Below are 15,852 nucleotides of genomic sequence, written 5' to 3' on the forward strand. Positions count from 1 at the left end.
GTTCCGCGTGGCCGCAGTAGACGCGCCCCTCACCGTCCAGTTCGAACCGTCGGGGATGGAGTACGAGCTGTCCCCCGGTGAGCACATGGACGTGGAGTGGCCGCCGGTCGCCCCCGGTGAGATCGCGGGCGACATCGAGTACGGGCCCGGCACGGTGACCATCGTGGAGCGCGGCCGCGGTTTCAGCCGCGCCTGGAACGCCGCCGGAGTGGAGGTCACCACCTGACGGGAGCGGAGAGCAACGGATGAGGGCGCTGCCCCGGTTCCGCAGGGAACCGGGGCAGCGCCCTCGTCATTCGTCGCGGGAGTCGACGCGTCAGTCGCGCGTCGCCCCGCCCAGGTGGTGCACCCGCACCATGTTCGTGGTGCCGGGGACGCCGGGGGGCGAGCCCGCCGTGATGACCATGGTGTCGCCCGCGTTGAAGCGCTGGAGCTTGGACAGCTCCGCGTCGACCAGGTCGACCATCGCGTCGGTGTTGTCGACGTGGGGGACCACGAAGGACTCGACGCCCCAGCTCAGGGCGAGCTGGTTGCGGGTCGAGGTCTCCGTCGTGAAGGCCATGATCGGCTGGGAGGCGCGGTAGCGGGAGAGGCGGCGGGCCGTGTCGCCGGACTTGGTGAAGGCGACCAGGGCCTTGCCGTCGAGGAAGTCGGCGATCTCGGCGGCCGCGCGGGCGACCGAGCCGCCCTGGGTGCGGGGCTTCTTGCCGGGGACCAGGGGCTGGAGGCCCTTGGCGAGGAGCTCCTCCTCCGCCGCGGTGACGATCTTCGACATCGTCTTGACCGTCTCGATGGGGTACGCGCCCACCGAGGACTCCGCCGACAGCATGACGGCGTCGGCGCCGTCCAGGATCGCGTTGGCGACGTCGGACGCCTCGGCGCGGGTCGGGCGGGAGTTGGTGATCATCGACTCCATCATCTGGGTCGCGACGATCACCGGCTTGGCGTTGCGGCGGCACATCTCGATCAGGCGCTTCTGCACCATCGGCACCCGCTCCAGCGGGTACTCGACGGCCAGGTCGCCGCGCGCGACCATCACGCCGTCGAACGCCATCACGACGTCCTGCATGTTCTCGACGGCCTGCGGCTTCTCCACCTTGGCGATGACCGGGACCCGGCGGCCCACCTCGTCCATCACCTTGTGGACGTCCTTGACGTCGTTGGCGTCGCGCACGAAGGACAGGGCGACCAGGTCGCAGCCCATCCGCAGCGCGAAGCGCAGGTCGTCGACGTCCTTCTCGGAGAGGGCCGGGACGTTCACGGCGGCGCCCGGCAGGTTGATGCCCTTGTGGTCGGAGATGACGCCGCCCTCGACGACGATCGTCCGGACGCGGGTGCCGTCGACCTCGGTGACGCGCAGCTCGACGTTGCCGTCGTTGATCAGGATCTGGTCGCCCTTGGAGACGTCGCCGGGCAGGCCCTTGTACGTGGTGCCGCAGATGGACTTGTCACCGGGGACGTCCTCGGTGGTGATGGTGAACTCGTCGCCGCGGACCAGCTCGACCGGCCCCTCGGCGAACGTTTCCAGACGGATCTTGGGGCCCTGGAGGTCGGCGAGCACGCCCACGGCGCGGCCGGTGTCCTCGGCGGCCTGGCGGACGCGGTGGTACCGCTCCTCGTGCTCAGCGTGGGATCCGTGGCTCATGTTGAAGCGGGCCACGTTCATACCGGCCTCGATGAGCGCTTTCAGCTGCTCATACGAGTCGACGGCGGGGCCCAGTGTGCAGACGATTTTGGAACGGCGCATAAGGCGGATCCTATCGGTTTGTTTCACTGCGGAATATTCCGTCTGGTGGAATGTACAAATGGGCGCGCATGCGCTCAGTCGTGGGCCGCGGAGTTGACCAGCGAGTAGGTTTGCCGGGCGATTTCGAGCTCCTCGTCCGTCGGGACCACCGCCACCGCGACCCGCGCGTACTCCGGCGAGATCAGCCGCGGCTCGCCGGACCGTACGGCGTTGAGACCGGCGTCCACCGCCAGGCCCAGCTCCTCCAGACCGGCGACGGCGGCCTCCCGCACCGGGGCCGCGTTCTCGCCGACACCCGCCGTGAACGCCACCGCGTCCACCCGGCCCAGCACCGCGTAATAGGCGCCGATGTACTTCTTCAGCCGGTGGATGTAAATGTCGAAGGCCAGCTGCGCCCGCTGATCACCCTCGTCGATCCGACGGCGGATCTCCCGCATGTCATTGTCACCGCAAAGCCCCACCAAACCGCTCTTCTTGTTCAATAGCGCATCGATCTCGTCGGTCGACATTCCGGCGACCCGCTCGAGGTGGAACACCACCGCCGGGTCGATGTCACCGGAGCGCGTACCCATGACGAGCCCCTCCAAGGGGGTCAGCCCCATCGAGGTGTCCACGCACCGGCCGCCCGCCACCGCCGACGCCGAGGCGCCGTTGCCCAGGTGCAGCACGATGACGTTCACCTCGGCCGGGTCCTTGCCCAGCAGCTGCGCCACCTTGCGGGAGACGTACGCGTGCGACGTGCCGTGGAAGCCGTAGCGGCGGATGCGGTGCGTGTCCGCGGTCTCGGTGTCGATCGCGTACCGCGCCGCGTGCTCCGGCATCGTCGTGTGGAACGCCGTGTCGAAGACCGCGACCTGCGGCAGGTCCGGGCGCAGCGCCTGAGCGGTGCGGATGCCGGTGATGTTCGCCGGGTTGTGCAGCGGCGCCACCGGGACGAGCCGCTCGACCTCGGCGAGCACCTCGTCCGTGATGACGGTGGGCGCGGAGAACTTCAGACCGCCGTGCACCACGCGGTGGCCGATCGCCGCCAGCTCCGGCGAGTCCAGGCCCAGCCCGTCCGCCGCCAGCTCCTCCGCGACCGCCTTCAGCGCCGCCTCGTGGTCCGCGATCGGAGCCGTGCGCTCGCGCTGCTCGCCGCCGTCCGTCAGCGGCGTGTGCACCAGGCGGGACGTTTCCTCACCGATCCGCTCGACCAGCCCGACGGCCATGCGGGCGCCGTCGTGCATGTCGAGCAGCTGGTACTTCACCGACGACGAGCCCGAGTTGAGGACGAGGACGCGGGTGGCGCGGGATGCGGTGGTGGTGTTCGGGTTGCTCACGACTGCGTCGCCTTCTGCTGGGACTGGATCGCGGTGATCGCGACCGTGTTCACGATGTCGCTGACGAGCGCGCCGCGCGACAGGTCGTTCACCGGCTTGCGCAGGCCCTGCAGCACCGGGCCGACGGCCACGGCGCCGGCCGAGCGCTGCACGGCCTTGTACGTGTTGTTCCCCGTGTTCAGGTCCGGGAAGATCAGCACCGTCGCCTGGCCCGCCACCTCGGAGCCCGGCAGTTTCGTCGCGGCGACCGACGGCTCGACGGCCGCGTCGTACTGGATCGGGCCCTCGATCTTCAGCTCCGGGTGCCGCTCGCGGACCAGCTTCGTCGCCTCGCGCACCTTGTCGACGTCCGCGCCCGAGCCGGACGTGCCCGTCGAGTACGACAGCATCGCGATGCGCGGCTCGACGCCGAAGCGGGCGGCCGTCGCCGCCGACTGCACGGCGATGTCGGCGAGCTGCTCGGCGTCCGGGTCCGGATTGACCGCGCAGTCGCCGTACACCAGCACCTTGTCGGCGAGGCACATGAAGAAGACGGAGGAGACGATCGACGCCTCGGGCTTGGTCTTGATGATCTCGAAGGCGGGGCGGATGGTGGCGGCCGTGGAGTGCACCGAGCCCGACACCATGCCGTCCGCCAGGCCCTCCTGCACCATCAGCGTGCCGAAGTAGTTGACGTCCGACACCACGTCGTACGCCAGCTCCACGCTGACGCCCTTGTGGGCGCGCAGCGCCGCGTACCGCTCGGCGAACCGCTGGCGCAGCTCGGAGGTGGCGGGGTCGATCAGCTGTGTGTCGGCACCGAGGTCGACGCCCAGGTCGGCGGCCTTCTTGCGGATCACCTCGACGTCGCCGAGCAGCGTCAGCGCGCACACGTCACGGCGTACGAGCACGTCGGCGGCGCGCAGCACCCGCTCCTCCGCGCCCTCGGGCAGGACCACGCGGCGGCGGTCGGCGCGCGCCTGCTCCAGCAGGTCGTGTTCGAACATCATCGGTGTCACCCGGCCGGTGCGCGCCACCGAGAGCCGCTTCAGCAGGTCGGCGGTGTCGACGTGCCGTTCGAACAGGCCGAGCGCGGTCTCCGCCTTGCGCGGGGTGGCGGCGTTCAGCTTGCCCTCCAGCGAGAACAGCTCGGCGGCGGTAGGGAAGCTGTTGCCGCTCACCGACAGCACCGGCGTACCGGGCGCGAGCCGCGCCGCCAGGTTGAGGACCTCCCGGCTGGGCCGCTCGTTCAGGGTGAGCAGCACGCCCGCGATGGGCGGGTTGCCGGCCGAGTGCGCGGCCAGCGCGCCCACGACGAGGTCGGCGCGGTCGCCGGGGGTGACGACGAGGCAGCCGGGGGTCAGGGCGTTGAGGAAGTTCGGCAGCATCGCGCCGCCGAAGACGAAGTCCAGCGCGTCGCGCGCGAGCCCCGAGTCGTCGCCCAGCACGACCTCGGCGCCGAGGTGGTGCCGGATCTGCGCGACCGTCGGCGCGGAGAGCGCCGGCATGTCCGGCAGGACGTACACGGGCACCGGCAGGCGCGCGGCGAGGCGTTCGGCGAGGGCGTCGCGGTCCTCGGCGGCCACGCGGTTGGCGACCATCGCGAGGACGTCGCAGCCGAGGCTGTCGTACGCGCGGAAGGCGTTGCGCGTCTCGGCGCGCACGGAGTCGGCGTCCTGGCCCTTGCCGCCGACCACGGGTATGACGGAGGCGCCGAACTCGTTGGCGAGGCGGGCGTTGAGCGCGAGCTCCTCGGGCAGCTGCGTGGCGTGGAAGTCCGTACCGAGGACGAGCACCACCTCGTAGTCGCGCGCCACCGCGTGGAACCGCTCGACGAGCCGGGAGACCAGCTCGTCGGTGCCCTTCTCGGCCTGGAGCGCGGACGCCTCGTGGTAGTCCATGCCGTACACCGTGGCGGGGTCCTGGGAGAGCCGGTAGCGGACCCGCAGCAGGTCGAAGAGGCGGTCGGGACCGTCGTGCACCAGTGGCCGGAACACCCCCACCCGGTCCACTTGGCGGGTCAGGAGCTCCATGACTCCCAGCTCGACGACCTGGCGGCCGTCCCCCCGGTCGATCCCCGTCACGTACACGCTGCGCGCCACGCAAGCTCTCCTGTCAGGCCGGTGCGGATAAAAAATCTCTGTTCGGGTGCCCGATACCCTCTTGACAATACCTCTGGGGCTGGGTAGGGCGCCCGCCCGGCGGCAGGCCCGGCGCCCGGCCCGGAGGGACGGCGCGGAGAGCACGCCGCGTGGCCCTGCCGTGGGACAATTCGGTAAGGCTCACACGTACCACGACGAGCAGGAGACACAGCACGATGCGCATCGGAGTCCTCACCGCAGGCGGCGACTGCCCCGGGCTGAACGCAGTGATCCGGTCGGTCGTGCACCGGGCGCTCACGGGCCACGGCGACGAGGTCATCGGCTTCGAGGACGGCTTCAAGGGTCTCCTCGACGGCCACTACCGGCCCCTCGACCTCAACGCGGTGAGCGGCATCCTCGCCCGCGGCGGTACGATCCTCGGCTCCGCCCGGCTGGAGCGGGACCGCCTGCGCGAAGCCGCCGAGAACTGCGAGGAGCTGCGCACGCGCTACGGCCTCGACGTCCTCATCCCCATCGGCGGCGAGGGCACCCTGACCGCGGCGCGCATGCTGTCGGAGGCGGGCATGCCGGTCGTCGGCGTACCGAAGACCATCGACAACGACATCTCCTCCACCGACCGCACCTTCGGCTTCGACACGGCCGTGATGGTCGCGACCGAGGCCATAGACCGTCTCAAGACCACCGCCGAGTCCCACCAGCGCGTGATGGTCGTCGAGGTGATGGGGCGGCACGCCGGCTGGATCGCGCTGGAGTCCGGCATGGCGGGCGGCGCGCACGGCATCTGCCTGCCGGAGCGGCCGTTCGAGGTCGACGACCTGGTGAAGATGGTCGAGGAGCGCTTCTCGCGCGGCAAGAAGTTCGCCGTCATCTGCGTCGCCGAGGGCGCGCACCCGGCCGAGGGCTCGATGGAGTACGAGAAGGGCGCCATCGACCAGTACGGCCACGAGCGCTTCCAGGGCATCGGCAACCGGCTCGCGAAGGAGCTGGAGCGGCGCCTCGGCAAGGAGGCCCGCCCGGTCATCCTGGGCCACGTCCAGCGCGGCGGCACCCCGACCGCGTACGACCGCGTCCTCGCGACCCGCTTCGGCTGGCACGCGGTGGAGGCGGCGCACCGCGGGGAGTTCGGCCGGATGACGGCCCTGCGCGGCACGGAGATCCACATGGTGCCGCTGGTGGAGGCGGTCACGCAGCTGAAGAGGGTGCCGGCGAACCGGATGTACGAGGCGGAGTCGGTCTTCTGACCCGCCCGCCCTCGTCCGCTCCGCGGGCTGGGTGTGCGGCCCCGGTCGGCTCCCCCGTGGACGACCGGGGCCGCGGCCTTTCCGTCATCTCCTCCTCCGTCTTCTTCTCCTCCGGAATTGCCTCGTTCCACTCTTGAGCCGGCCCGCCGGATCAACAAGGCTTACGCCTGTCCGGGACATGTCCCACACGGGGGAGGGCCGAGGTGACCGACGGGGAGAGAGCAGCTCCCGACCCCAGGGAGGCCCGCGACCAAGTCGCGTTCATCGCGCTGTTGCAGGACCTCAAGGACTGGTCCGGACTGACCTACCGGGAGCTGTCGGTCCGCGCCGAGGCGCTCGGGGAGGTGCTGCCCCGCTCGACGGTCGCGAACATGCTGGCCCGTACGACAGTGCCCAGGGAGGAGCTCCTGTCGGCCTTCGTCCGGGCGTGCGGCGTGGGCCCCGAGGCGCTGGAGTCCTGGCTTTCGGTCCGCAAGGAGCTCGCGGTACGCGCCCGGGGGAGCGGCGGCGGAACCGGAGGCGGCAGCGGCGGCGAGAGCGAGGACACCGCCCGTGAGCCGTGGTTCGAGCTCCCGCCCGAGCCGGAGCCCGAGCCGGAGGGCGGGCAGCCCGAGGGGCCGGGGACCGAGGGGCGCGGCGACGCGTGGCGGGCGTGGTTCGTGCCGCTCGTCGCGGTGCTGGCGCTCGTGGTGGCGGCGACGACCGTCGTCGCGTTCCTGCGGGGCGGCGAGGAGAAGCACGCACGGGAGGACGCCGCGGCCCCCGCGCCCGGCCCCGTCCTCATACGGGCGGTGCACTCCGGGCTCTGCCTGAACGAACGGCCCGGTCAGCAGAGCGGGCAGGTCTACCAGGTGCCGTGCGCGGAGGCGACCGTGCCCCGCTACTCGCTCGTACGGCTCGACGGAGGACTGTGGCGCATCCGGTCCGACCACCCCGACTTCGGGCCCGGCTGTTCGGGCATCCCCGTCGAGGCGGTGGAACAGGACGGCGCGCCCCTGATCGACCAGGAGTGCGGCAAACGGGGCTCGCGCGAGGCTTTCCGGATCGAGGAGTTCGGGGGCGGTGACGGCGCGGTGGCGGGCTACCGCATCCGGTCCGCGCACGCGGACCTGTGCCTGCGCGTCCGGGACGCCTCGCGCGAGCCGTGGACGGACGTGATCCAGGAGGCGTGCCGGGAGGACGGCGAGGGCCAGCTGTTCAGCCTGGACCCCGCCGACGCGACGCGAGACGGGACCCCGCCGACGTGAGACGTGACGTGATCAGTACTGGACCAGAGCCCAGAAGTGCTCGTCGATCCGCTCCAGGTACTCCTTGCCGGCCTGGCCGTCGCTGCTGTCGGTGAGGTCCACGCCCCAGCTGTTGGTGGACACCATCCGCGCCTGGTAGTCGGCGTGCAGCTGCTGGAGCACCTGCTCCAGGCGGCCGCGGTCGAGGGGCAGCAGCTTCGCGAGCGGCCGGACGTACGCCTGCCAGCGCGTGGTGGCGGCGCTGCGCAGCAGGTCCGCGAGCTGCTCGTGGCGGCCCGTGACGGTCAGCAGCTCGCGCGGCCCGAGGGCCAGCGCGGTGGCGAGCGCAGCGGTCTGCCGTTCGTTGCCGCGCCAGCGGCCGGACTCCTCCATGCGGAGGTACGCCTTGACGTCGAGCCCGATCCGGCGGGCGAGGTCCTCGGGCGCCATGGCCCGCGCGATGCGGTGCTCGCGCAGGGTCGTCGCGGCGGCCAGCAGCTCGCCCGGCGAGCACCACAGGACACCGGCGAGCGCGGTGAGCTCCTGCGAGGTGGGCGCGGCGGTGCCGCGTTCCCAGGCCATCACCGTCTCGGGCGGGACGGCGAGTCCGTATTGCGCGCGCAGGCCGTAGGCGACATGGGCGGGTCCCATGCCGAGCGCCTCGCGCAGACGGCGCGCGGCGAGCGCGTTGAACGGGGGTGTGGGTGGGGAGGGGTGCACGCGGCACACGGTAGGTGCGGACGGTCACGCCTGGCTACGGTGCGTTCACCCAAAGGCCAAAAGTCGTAGGAACGTCCAGATAAACCCCTACCTGGCGGTATACCTGCCGGTAACGTACGGCCTTCACCACTGCTTCACCGCCTTCACCGCAGCCCCGTGATCCACCGGTACTGCAGCTCGGGCCGCCCCACCTGCCCGTACTGCGGGCTGCGCTCCGCCCGGCCGGCCTCCACCAGGTGTTCCAGGTACCGCCGCGCCGTGATCCGCGAGATGCCGACCGCCGCGCCCGCCTCCGCGGCGGTCAGGCCGCCGGCCGCCTCCCGTAGCGTGCGGGTCACGGCCGCCAGCGTCGGCGCGCTCAGCCCCTTCGGCAGCGCGGCCGGCCGGGGCGTCCGCAGCACCGCGAGCGCCCGGTCCACCTCCTCCTGGCCCGCCGCCTCTCCCGCCGCCGCGCGGAACTCGGCGTACCGGACGAGCCGGTCCCGCAGCGTGGCGAAGGTGAACGGCTTCAGGACGTACTGGACGACGCCGAGCGACACCCCCTCGCGGACGATCGCCAGATCGCGCGCCGAGGTGACGGCGATGACGTCCGCGTGGTGCCCGGCCGCCCGCAGCGAACGCAGCAGGTGCAGACCGTGCCCGTCCGGCAGGTACAGGTCGAGCAGGATCAGGTCGACGGCCGTGCGCTCCAGCAGCCGCCCGGCGGCACCGCGCGTGTGCGCGACCCCGACGACCTCGAAGCCGGGCACCCGGCCCACGTACAGCGCGTGGGCGTCGGCGGCGACCGGGTCGTCCTCCACCACGAGCACGCGGATGCTCGTGCCCGTGCTCATGCTCATGACGGCACCTCCGCGGAGCGCAGCGGCAGCCGTACGGTGAACTCGGCGCCCGTGTCCGGCCCGTGCCCCAGCTCGACGGCGCCCCGCCCCCGGTGCGCCGCCTGCCGCACGAGCGCGAGGCCGAGGCCCCGGCCCGGGCCGCGGGTGGACCAGCCGCGTTCGAAGACGGCGTCGTGGTCGTCGGCGCCGATGCCGGGCCCGCTGTCGGCCACGCGCAGCAGCACCTCGCCGGCGTCGGCGCGTGCCGTGACCGTGACGCGCGCGAGCGGGCTGCCCTGCGCGGCCTCCAGGGCGTTGTCGATGAGGTTGCCCAGGATGGTGACCAGGTCCCGGGAGGGCAGACTCGGCGGCAGGACGCCGTCGTCGATGCGGCTGTCCTCGGTCAGGACCAGCTCGACGCCCCGCTCGTTGGCCTGCGCCGCCTTGCCCAGCAGCAGCGCGGCGAGGACCGGCTCGGCGACCGCGTCCACGACCCGGTCCGTCAGCGCCTGCGCCAGCTCCAGCTCGGCCGTCGCGAACTCCACCGCCTCCTCGGCCCGTCCCAACTCGATGAGCGAGACGACGGTGTGCAGCCGGTTCGCCGCCTCGTGCGCCTGCGAGCGCAGCGCCTGCGTGAACCCGCGCTCCGAGTCCAGCTCGCCGGAGAGCGCCTGGAGCTCGGTGTGGTCCCGCAGCGTCACCATGGTGCCGCGCCGCTCCCCGCCGACGACCGGCCGGGTGGAGACCACCAGCACGCGGTCGGCCGTCAGGTGCAGCTCGTCGACGCGCGGCTCGGCGGCCAGCAGCGCGCCGGTGAGGGAGGGCGGCAGGCCGAGCTCGGCGACGGGCGTGCCCACGGCCTCGGGGCCCAGGTCCAGCAGCTCCCGCGCCCCGTCGTTGATCAGCGCGATGCGCCGCCGCCCGTCGAGCATCACCAGCCCCTCGCGCACCGCGTGCAGCGCGGCCTCGTGGTAGTCGTGCATCCGGCTCAGCTCGGCGGCGTTCATGCCGTGCGTGTGCCGCCGCAGGCGCGCGTTGACCACGTACGTACCGAGCCCGCCGAGCGCCAGCGCCGCGCCCGCCATGCCGAGCAGCGCGGTGACCTGCTTGCTCAGCTGCTCGCTGATCCGGTCGACGGTGATGCCCGCGCTGACGAGGGCGACGACCCGCCCGCCGTCGTACACCGGCGCCACCGTCCGCACGGACCGCCCGAGCGTTCCGCGGTACGTCTCCGAGTACGTCTCGCCGCGCCGCGCCTCCTCGATGTGGCCCAGGTACTTCCCGCCGATCCGGTCCGGCTCGGGGTGCGTCCAGCGGGTGCCGTCCGGCGCCATGATCGTCACGAAGGTGACGCCCGTGCCGCCGGTGAGGGAGGCGGCGTACGGCTGCAGCGCGGCCGTCGGGTCGGCGGAGCGCGCCGCCGCGGCGACGGCGGGGGAGCGGGCGACGGCGGTCGCGGTCGCCGTCGTCTGACGCCGCGCGGTCTCCTCGGCCTGGGCCCGGTCGGTGACGTACGCGAAGAGCGCGCACCCCGCGACGACGGCGGCCATCAGCACGACCTGCATCGCGAAGAGCTGGCCGGCGAGGCTGCGGGGGCGGGGTACGCGGGGTCTGCGCATGGCGGTAAGTGTGCCTGGCGGGAAAACCCGGCCGGAAACGTATGAACGAAAGGTACGCAACGGTGACCGCGGTCACCAGGTGAGAGATGGTCTGCGGGATCTGATCCACCAGGACAGGTCGACAGGGACGGCTCCACCGGGACAGTGGAGCGACTCACCGAGGAGGGACCCGTGGCCGCACGCCGGGACCGTACCCACTATCTGTATCTGGCCGTCATCGGGGCGGTCGTGCTCGGCATCGTCGTGGGCTTCGCCGCCCCCGGGGTGGCCGTCGAGCTCAAGCCGCTCGGCACCGGCTTCGTGAACCTGATCAAGATGATGATCTCGCCGATCATCTTCTGCACGATCGTGCTGGGCGTCGGCTCGGTGCGCAAGGCGGCCAAGGTGGGCGCGGTCGGCGGCCTGGCGCTGGGCTACTTCATGGTCATGTCGACCGTGGCCCTCGCCATCGGCCTGCTCGTCGGCAACCTGCTGGAGCCGGGCGCCGGGCTGCACCTGACGGACGCGGCGCGCCAGGCCGGCGAGAAGCAGGCGGCGGGCGCGAGCGAGTCCACGGTGGACTTCCTGCTCGGCGTGATCCCCAAGACGCTGGTCTCCGCCTTCACCGAGGGGGAGGTCCTCCAGACGCTGCTGGTCGCGCTGCTCGCGGGCTTCGCGCTTCAGGCGATGGGCAGGGCGGGCGAGCCGGTGCTGCGCGGCATCGGGCACATCCAGCGGCTGGTCTTCCGGATCCTCGCCATGATCATGTGGGCGGCTCCGGTGGGCGCCTTCGGCGCGATCGCCGCGGTGGTCGGCGAGACGGGTGTCGACGCCCTGAAGTCGCTCGCCGTCATCATGATCGGCTTCTACCTCACCTGCGCCGTCTTCGTCTTCGTCGTCCTCGGGCTGCTGCTGCGGCTGGTGGCGGGCGTGAACATCCTGGCGCTGCTGAAGTACCTCGGCCGCGAGTTCCTGCTGATCCTGTCGACCTCGTCGTCGGAGTCGGCGCTGCCGCGGCTCATCGCGAAGATGGAGCACCTGGGGGTGAGCAAGCCGGTCGTCGGCATCACCGTGCCGACCGGCTACTCCTTCAACCTGGACGGCACCGCGATCTACCTGACCATGGCGTCGCTCTTCGTCGCGGAGGCGATGGGCAACCCGCTCTCGGTCGGCGAGCAGATCTCGCTCCTCGTCTTCATGATCATCGCCTCGAAGGGCGCGGCGGGCGTGACCGGCGCGGGCCTGGCCACGCTGGCCGGCGGGCTCCAGTCGCACCGCCCCGAGCTGGTCGACGGCGTCGGGCTCATCGTCGGCATCGACCGCTTCATGAGCGAGGCCCGCGCCCTGACGAACTTCGCGGGGAACGCGGTCGCGACGGTGCTGGTCGGCACCTGGACGAAGGAGATCGACAAGGCCCGGGTGGCGGAGGTCCTCGCGGGGCGGGTGCCGTTCGACGAGAAGACGCTGGTGGACGACCACGGGCCGGTGGCGTCCGGGGCGGCGGACGCGCCGGAGGCCCCGGAGGAGCGCGAGCCGGTCAAGGTCTGAGCGGGTCGGGAAACCGCGCGGGAGGAGCGTCCTGAGGGGCCGACTCCCGCGCGGTTTCCCGCTTCCCGGACTTACCGCCGGTAACGGAAACGTGTCATCGTGGTGCCGAGCAATTTGGCATGCCCATGAAGGGATGATCCCATGTCACGCCTCCCCGCCCTGCTCGCCCTGACCCTCACCCTGGCCCTCGGCTCCGCGACCACCCCCGCCGCGGCGGCCGAACGACCCCTCCGCGACGTCGTCCTCGTCGGCAACAGCGCCGACGGCACGGTCAGCTTCCTCGACTCCCGTACGTACGAGAACCTCGGCTCGCTCGACGTCGTCCCCGACCTCGAAGAGGTCCTGGACGGCATGGGGCCCCTGCGCCGCGCCGCCTACGAGATCGTCAAGCAGCAGGCGGGCGGCGACAAGTTCGTCGACGACGCCCACCTCTCGCCCGACGGCCGCACCCTGTACGTCTCGCGCGGCAACCTCGGCGACGCCGCCGCGTACGACATCGCCTCCGGCCGCCAGCTCTGGCGCACCCACCTCGACGGCCTCAAGGCCGACCATGCCGCGCTCTCGGCGGACGGCTCCACCTTCGTCGTCTCCGCCATCACGGCCGCCAAGACCCAGACCCTGGACACCGCGACCGGCCGCATCACCGGCGAGTTCCCGACGGGCACGTACCCGCACGAGAACATGTACTCGCCGGACGGCAGCCGCATCTACAACATGTCCATCGGCGTGACCTCCCTGCCCAAGGCCCTCGACGCGCTGAAGGGCGCCAAGCAGGTGACCGTCGCCGACGCCAGGACCCTGAAGGTGCTGCGCACGTACACCTTCGACAAGGGCGTCCGCCCGGCGGTCATCACGCCGGACGAGGAGACGATGTACGCCCAACTGTCGTACCTCAACGGCTTCGTCGAGTACGACCTGGTCGCCGGCCGCACCGTCCGCACGGTCCAGATGCCGTTCAGCGCGGCGGGCGCGGCCCTCAAGCCCGACGACTACCCGCAGAACTCCGCCCACCACGGCATGGCGATGAACGGCACCCACGACAAGCTGTGCATGGCCGGCACCATCGACGACTACACCGCCGTCGTCTCCCGCCCGGACCTGACCACCGACGGCTTCGTCCACTACGAGCCCGGCGCCCTCCCCTACTGGGCGGTGACGGCCCCGGGCGGCACCCACTGCTTCGTCACCCTCTCCAACCGAGACGAGGTCTCCGTGGTCGAGTACCGCACGGCCAAGGAGGTCGCCCGCGTGAAGGTCGGCGACTACCCCCAGCGCGAACGCGCGGCCAAGATCGCGGAGGATGCCCTGCCGGGGCTCAGCCGCTAGGCCCTTTCTATCCTCGGGGCCATGAGCGAGGACGCCGGTTTCCGGGTGGGTGACGTGCTGAGGGTCGCCTGCCCGTTCGTCGACACCAGGGTGGAGGGCCTGAAGTGGGACTACCTGTCCGTGGAGTGGCCCTGGTGGCAGCGGGACTACGACAGTGAGTCCTTCCACTGGAACGGAATCGTCGCCCTCGGGCTGGACGCGCGCACCCGCGTCTGGGGCGAGACGGAGCTGTTCCGCACCGACCCGGCTCCGCAGTTCCTGGAGCCGGGGGACGCGTGCCGGGTGGGTCTCCCGCCGACCGTGGTCCATGTGACGGCGATCGACCGCTTCGACCCGCCCCAGGAGACGGGCTGGCTGCCCCGCCCGCACCTCGCCGTCGCGGTGCTGCCCCGGGGCCTGTCCTACCGCGAGTACCCGGACGACAGCCACCTCAACGGCAGGGGCTACGACCTCCACCCGGACAACGGCGTCCCGTTCACCTTCGAGGTGCTGTTCCGGCCGTACGCGTTCCTCCAACCCGGCGACGAAGTCGCCGACGCCGCCGGCCGCGCCTGGCGGTTCGACGGCCCCTGGGACTGGCACGCCTTCGACGGCGCGGCGCGGCCCGGGGCCCCCGAGTGGCCACTGGCGCTCCTCACCCGCCACGGCACACCGTGCGCCCCGGAAGCCGCGGACGAGGTGGCCCGCTCCACGGCGAGCGGCTCGCACGGGGAGACCCTGCGGCACTGGACGGACCTCACGGGGGCGAGCCCCACTCCGGCGGGTTGTTGAGACGGCATCGGCGCCCCGGCGAGCGGGATCAAGCGGCGGCGGCGCTGAGCGGGGCGAGAGCGGCCTTCACCGTGCCGGTGAGGGCGCGCGCATCGGATCCGGCGCGTGAGCGGAGATTGACTCCGTAGGCGAGGAGGGCCAACAGGTCCGCGGAAGCGGCGGGATCGACGCCGGGGGCGAGCTGTCCCTGGCGCTCGGCCGTGACCAGCGCCGCGTGCATGGCGTCTCGCAGCTGCTGGTGATGCTGGTCGAGGATGGCCCGGACCTGGGGGTCACCGTTCTCGGTCCCCGCGTGGGCGTTGGAGACCATGCAGCCCCACTGGGCATACTCGCCCGAGCAGCGGGCCGTGATCAGCCCGTCGAAGAACTCCCTGATGGCGGGCAGCCCTCTCGCGTCCCCGGCGAGGCGCTGGAAGACCGGCTGGGAGCGGTGCTCGAGGTAACGGCGCAGGGCCGCCCGGTAGAGGGCCTGCTTGTCACCGAAGGTGGAGTAGAGACTGGAGCGGTTGACTCCGGTGGCGGTCACGACGTCCTGGATCCCGGTCGAGGCCATGCCCTGCCGCCAGAAGAGCCGAACGACCGTCTCCAGGGTCGCGTCCGGATCGAAGTGCTTGATGTCCGGCATGATTCATCCCGCCATCTTGAAATAGGGATTCCAAGATAGCGCGGGTGCCGTCGTCGGTCGCGCGGGTGCTGGCGTGAGCCGTCGTGCGACGCTATCTTGAAACGACCGTTCCAACTTTCGCGGCGGTGTCCACGCGCCCCGCCACCGTTCTGGAGGAGTCCCGCCCATGTCCCTCAACGCCGAGCTGCGCAGCTTCTACGAGGCCCGTCAGCAGCAGATCCCCGCCGAGGTGCGGGCGGTCATGAACCGGGCGGGTGAGGAGCTCGCCGTGTCCGGACAGGCCGAGCGTGCCCTCTCCGTCGGAGCGCAGGCCCCGCGGTTCGCCCTCGCCTCCGCCACCGGACACACGGTGGCCCTCGACGACCTGCTGGCCGACGGCCCCGTCGTGCTCACCTTCTACCGCGGGGCGTGGTGCCCGTACTGCAACATCGCCCTGCGCGCCCTCCAGGAGCACCACGCGGACATCGTCGCGCGCGGAGCCCGTCTCGTGGCCGTGTCCCCGCAGATCCCGGACGAGTCGCTGTCCCTCAGCGAGAAGCACAGCCTCGCGTTCGACGTCCTGAGCGACGTCGGTTCGGACACGGCGAAGCAGTACGGGCTCGCCTTCGACCTGCCCGACGACCTCGCGGCCGTCTACGACAGGCTCGGCTTCGACCTCCAGCGCGTCAACGGAGGCCACCCGCGCACCCTTCCGCTGCCGGCGACGTACGTCATCGACCGCGACGGCACCATCCGCTGGGCCTTCGTGAGCACCGACTACACCACGCGCGCGGAACCGGCCGACGTCCTCGCCGCGCTCGACGCCCTCGTCTGAACGGGGTCGAGCCGACGG

Annotated in this window: 14 protein-coding genes; 7 read left to right on the forward strand and 7 right to left on the reverse strand. The window is 71.9% G+C overall.

The genetic code is table 11. The annotated features are described in order from the left end of the window. Window positions 1-7: 7 nt before the first annotated feature. Complete coding sequence (locus tag ACIRNI_RS01400) at window positions 8-226, forward strand: hypothetical protein (protein WP_355358722.1); 219 nt, start codon at window positions 8-10, stop codon at window positions 224-226. Window positions 227-316: 90 nt separating this feature from the next. Here the strand turns inward: ACIRNI_RS01400 and pyk are convergent, their stop codons facing one another. The 3 genes from pyk to pta all read right to left on the reverse strand — a co-directional run bounded on the left by pyk (window position 317) and on the right by pta (window position 5,147). Continuing rightward, a complete protein-coding gene (pyk, locus tag ACIRNI_RS01405; protein ID WP_403547289.1) occupies window positions 317-1,747 on the reverse strand; it encodes a pyruvate kinase in 1,431 nt (476 codons plus the stop codon). Between the two features lie 74 nt (window positions 1,748-1,821). Then, window positions 1,822-3,066 (reverse strand): acetate kinase, encoded by a 1,245-nt coding sequence (locus tag ACIRNI_RS01410; protein ID WP_403547291.1) that lies wholly within the window; start codon window positions 3,064-3,066, stop codon window positions 1,822-1,824. After that, a complete protein-coding gene (gene pta / locus ACIRNI_RS01415; protein ID WP_403547293.1) occupies window positions 3,063-5,147 on the reverse strand; it encodes a phosphate acetyltransferase in 2,085 nt (694 codons plus the stop codon). Before pta ends, ACIRNI_RS01410 begins: the two co-directional genes overlap by 4 nt. 215 nt (window positions 5,148-5,362) lie before the next feature. On the opposite strand from pta, the gene ACIRNI_RS01420 reads away from it, so the two are divergent. Both ACIRNI_RS01420 and ACIRNI_RS01425 read left to right on the forward strand, forming a co-directional pair. Further along, on the forward strand, window positions 5,363-6,388 hold the full coding sequence (locus ACIRNI_RS01420; protein WP_403547295.1) for an ATP-dependent 6-phosphofructokinase: 1,026 nt from the start codon (window positions 5,363-5,365) through the stop codon (window positions 6,386-6,388). A 203-nt stretch (window positions 6,389-6,591) separates the two neighbouring features. After that, window positions 6,592-7,635, forward strand: a complete 1,044-nt coding sequence (locus ACIRNI_RS01425) for an RICIN domain-containing protein (protein ID WP_403547296.1) — start codon at window positions 6,592-6,594, stop codon at window positions 7,633-7,635. 12 nt (window positions 7,636-7,647) lie between these two features. Here ACIRNI_RS01425 and ACIRNI_RS01430 read toward each other — a convergent pair whose 3' ends face one another. The 3 genes from ACIRNI_RS01430 to ACIRNI_RS01440 all read right to left on the reverse strand — a co-directional run bounded on the left by ACIRNI_RS01430 (window position 7,648) and on the right by ACIRNI_RS01440 (window position 10,771). Next, window positions 7,648-8,334 (reverse strand): helix-turn-helix domain-containing protein, encoded by a 687-nt coding sequence (locus tag ACIRNI_RS01430; RefSeq protein WP_403547298.1) that lies wholly within the window; start codon window positions 8,332-8,334, stop codon window positions 7,648-7,650. A gap of 143 nt (window positions 8,335-8,477) precedes the next feature. Further along, the gene (locus tag ACIRNI_RS01435; protein ID WP_403547772.1) at window positions 8,478-9,167 is read right to left on the reverse strand and encodes a response regulator; all 690 of its coding nucleotides are present in this window, start codon (window positions 9,165-9,167) and stop codon (window positions 8,478-8,480) included. Between the two features lie 2 nt (window positions 9,168-9,169). Beyond that, a complete protein-coding gene (locus ACIRNI_RS01440) occupies window positions 9,170-10,771 on the reverse strand; it encodes an ATP-binding protein (RefSeq protein WP_403547300.1) in 1,602 nt (533 codons plus the stop codon). Between the two features lie 171 nt (window positions 10,772-10,942). Between ACIRNI_RS01440 and ACIRNI_RS01445 the strand changes: the two genes are divergently transcribed. The 3 genes from ACIRNI_RS01445 (at window position 10,943) to ACIRNI_RS01455 (ending at window position 14,395) form a co-directional block, all read left to right on the forward strand. Beyond that, window positions 10,943-12,298, forward strand: coding sequence for a cation:dicarboxylate symporter family transporter (locus ACIRNI_RS01445; RefSeq protein WP_403547302.1), 1,356 nt, complete (start codon window positions 10,943-10,945; stop codon window positions 12,296-12,298). Window positions 12,299-12,439: 141 nt separating this feature from the next. Then, complete coding sequence (locus ACIRNI_RS01450; protein ID WP_403547304.1) at window positions 12,440-13,624, forward strand: YncE family protein; 1,185 nt, start codon at window positions 12,440-12,442, stop codon at window positions 13,622-13,624. Window positions 13,625-13,645: 21 nt separating this feature from the next. Then, window positions 13,646-14,395, forward strand: a complete 750-nt coding sequence (locus tag ACIRNI_RS01455; protein ID WP_403547306.1) for a hypothetical protein — start codon at window positions 13,646-13,648, stop codon at window positions 14,393-14,395. 28 nt (window positions 14,396-14,423) lie between these two features. On the opposite strand, the gene ACIRNI_RS01460 is transcribed toward ACIRNI_RS01455, so the two are convergent. Continuing rightward, on the reverse strand, window positions 14,424-15,020 hold the full coding sequence (locus tag ACIRNI_RS01460) for a TetR/AcrR family transcriptional regulator (RefSeq protein WP_403547308.1): 597 nt from the start codon (window positions 15,018-15,020) through the stop codon (window positions 14,424-14,426). A 166-nt stretch (window positions 15,021-15,186) separates the two neighbouring features. On the opposite strand from ACIRNI_RS01460, the gene ACIRNI_RS01465 reads away from it, so the two are divergent. Continuing rightward, entirely contained in the window at window positions 15,187-15,834 is a 648-nt protein-coding gene (locus ACIRNI_RS01465) for a peroxiredoxin-like family protein (RefSeq protein WP_403547310.1), read from the forward strand. Window positions 15,835-15,852 lie beyond the last annotated feature (18 nt).

Source organism: Streptomyces sp. NPDC093546, assembly GCF_044765045.1.
Classification (GTDB): Bacteria; Actinomycetota; Actinomycetes; order Streptomycetales; family Streptomycetaceae; genus Streptomyces.

Coding starts and splice junctions, on each gene's coding strand:
- ACIRNI_RS01455 (WP_403547306.1), top strand. CDS start 13,646: ATGAGCGAGGACGCCGGTTTCCGGGTGGGTGACGTGCTGAGGGTCGCC.
- ACIRNI_RS01450 (WP_403547304.1), top strand. CDS start 12,440: ATGTCACGCCTCCCCGCCCTGCTCGCCCTGACCCTCACCCTGGCCCTC.
- ACIRNI_RS01460 (WP_403547308.1), bottom strand. CDS start 15,020: ATGCCGGACATCAAGCACTTCGATCCGGACGCGACCCTGGAGACGGTC.
- ACIRNI_RS01465 (WP_403547310.1), top strand. CDS start 15,187: ATGTCCCTCAACGCCGAGCTGCGCAGCTTCTACGAGGCCCGTCAGCAG.
- ACIRNI_RS01440 (WP_403547300.1), bottom strand. CDS start 10,771: ATGCGCAGACCCCGCGTACCCCGCCCCCGCAGCCTCGCCGGCCAGCTC.
- ACIRNI_RS01420 (WP_403547295.1), top strand. CDS start 5,363: ATGCGCATCGGAGTCCTCACCGCAGGCGGCGACTGCCCCGGGCTGAAC.
- pyk (WP_403547289.1), bottom strand. CDS start 1,747: ATGCGCCGTTCCAAAATCGTCTGCACACTGGGCCCCGCCGTCGACTCG.
- ACIRNI_RS01435 (WP_403547772.1), bottom strand. CDS start 9,167: ATGAGCACGGGCACGAGCATCCGCGTGCTCGTGGTGGAGGACGACCCG.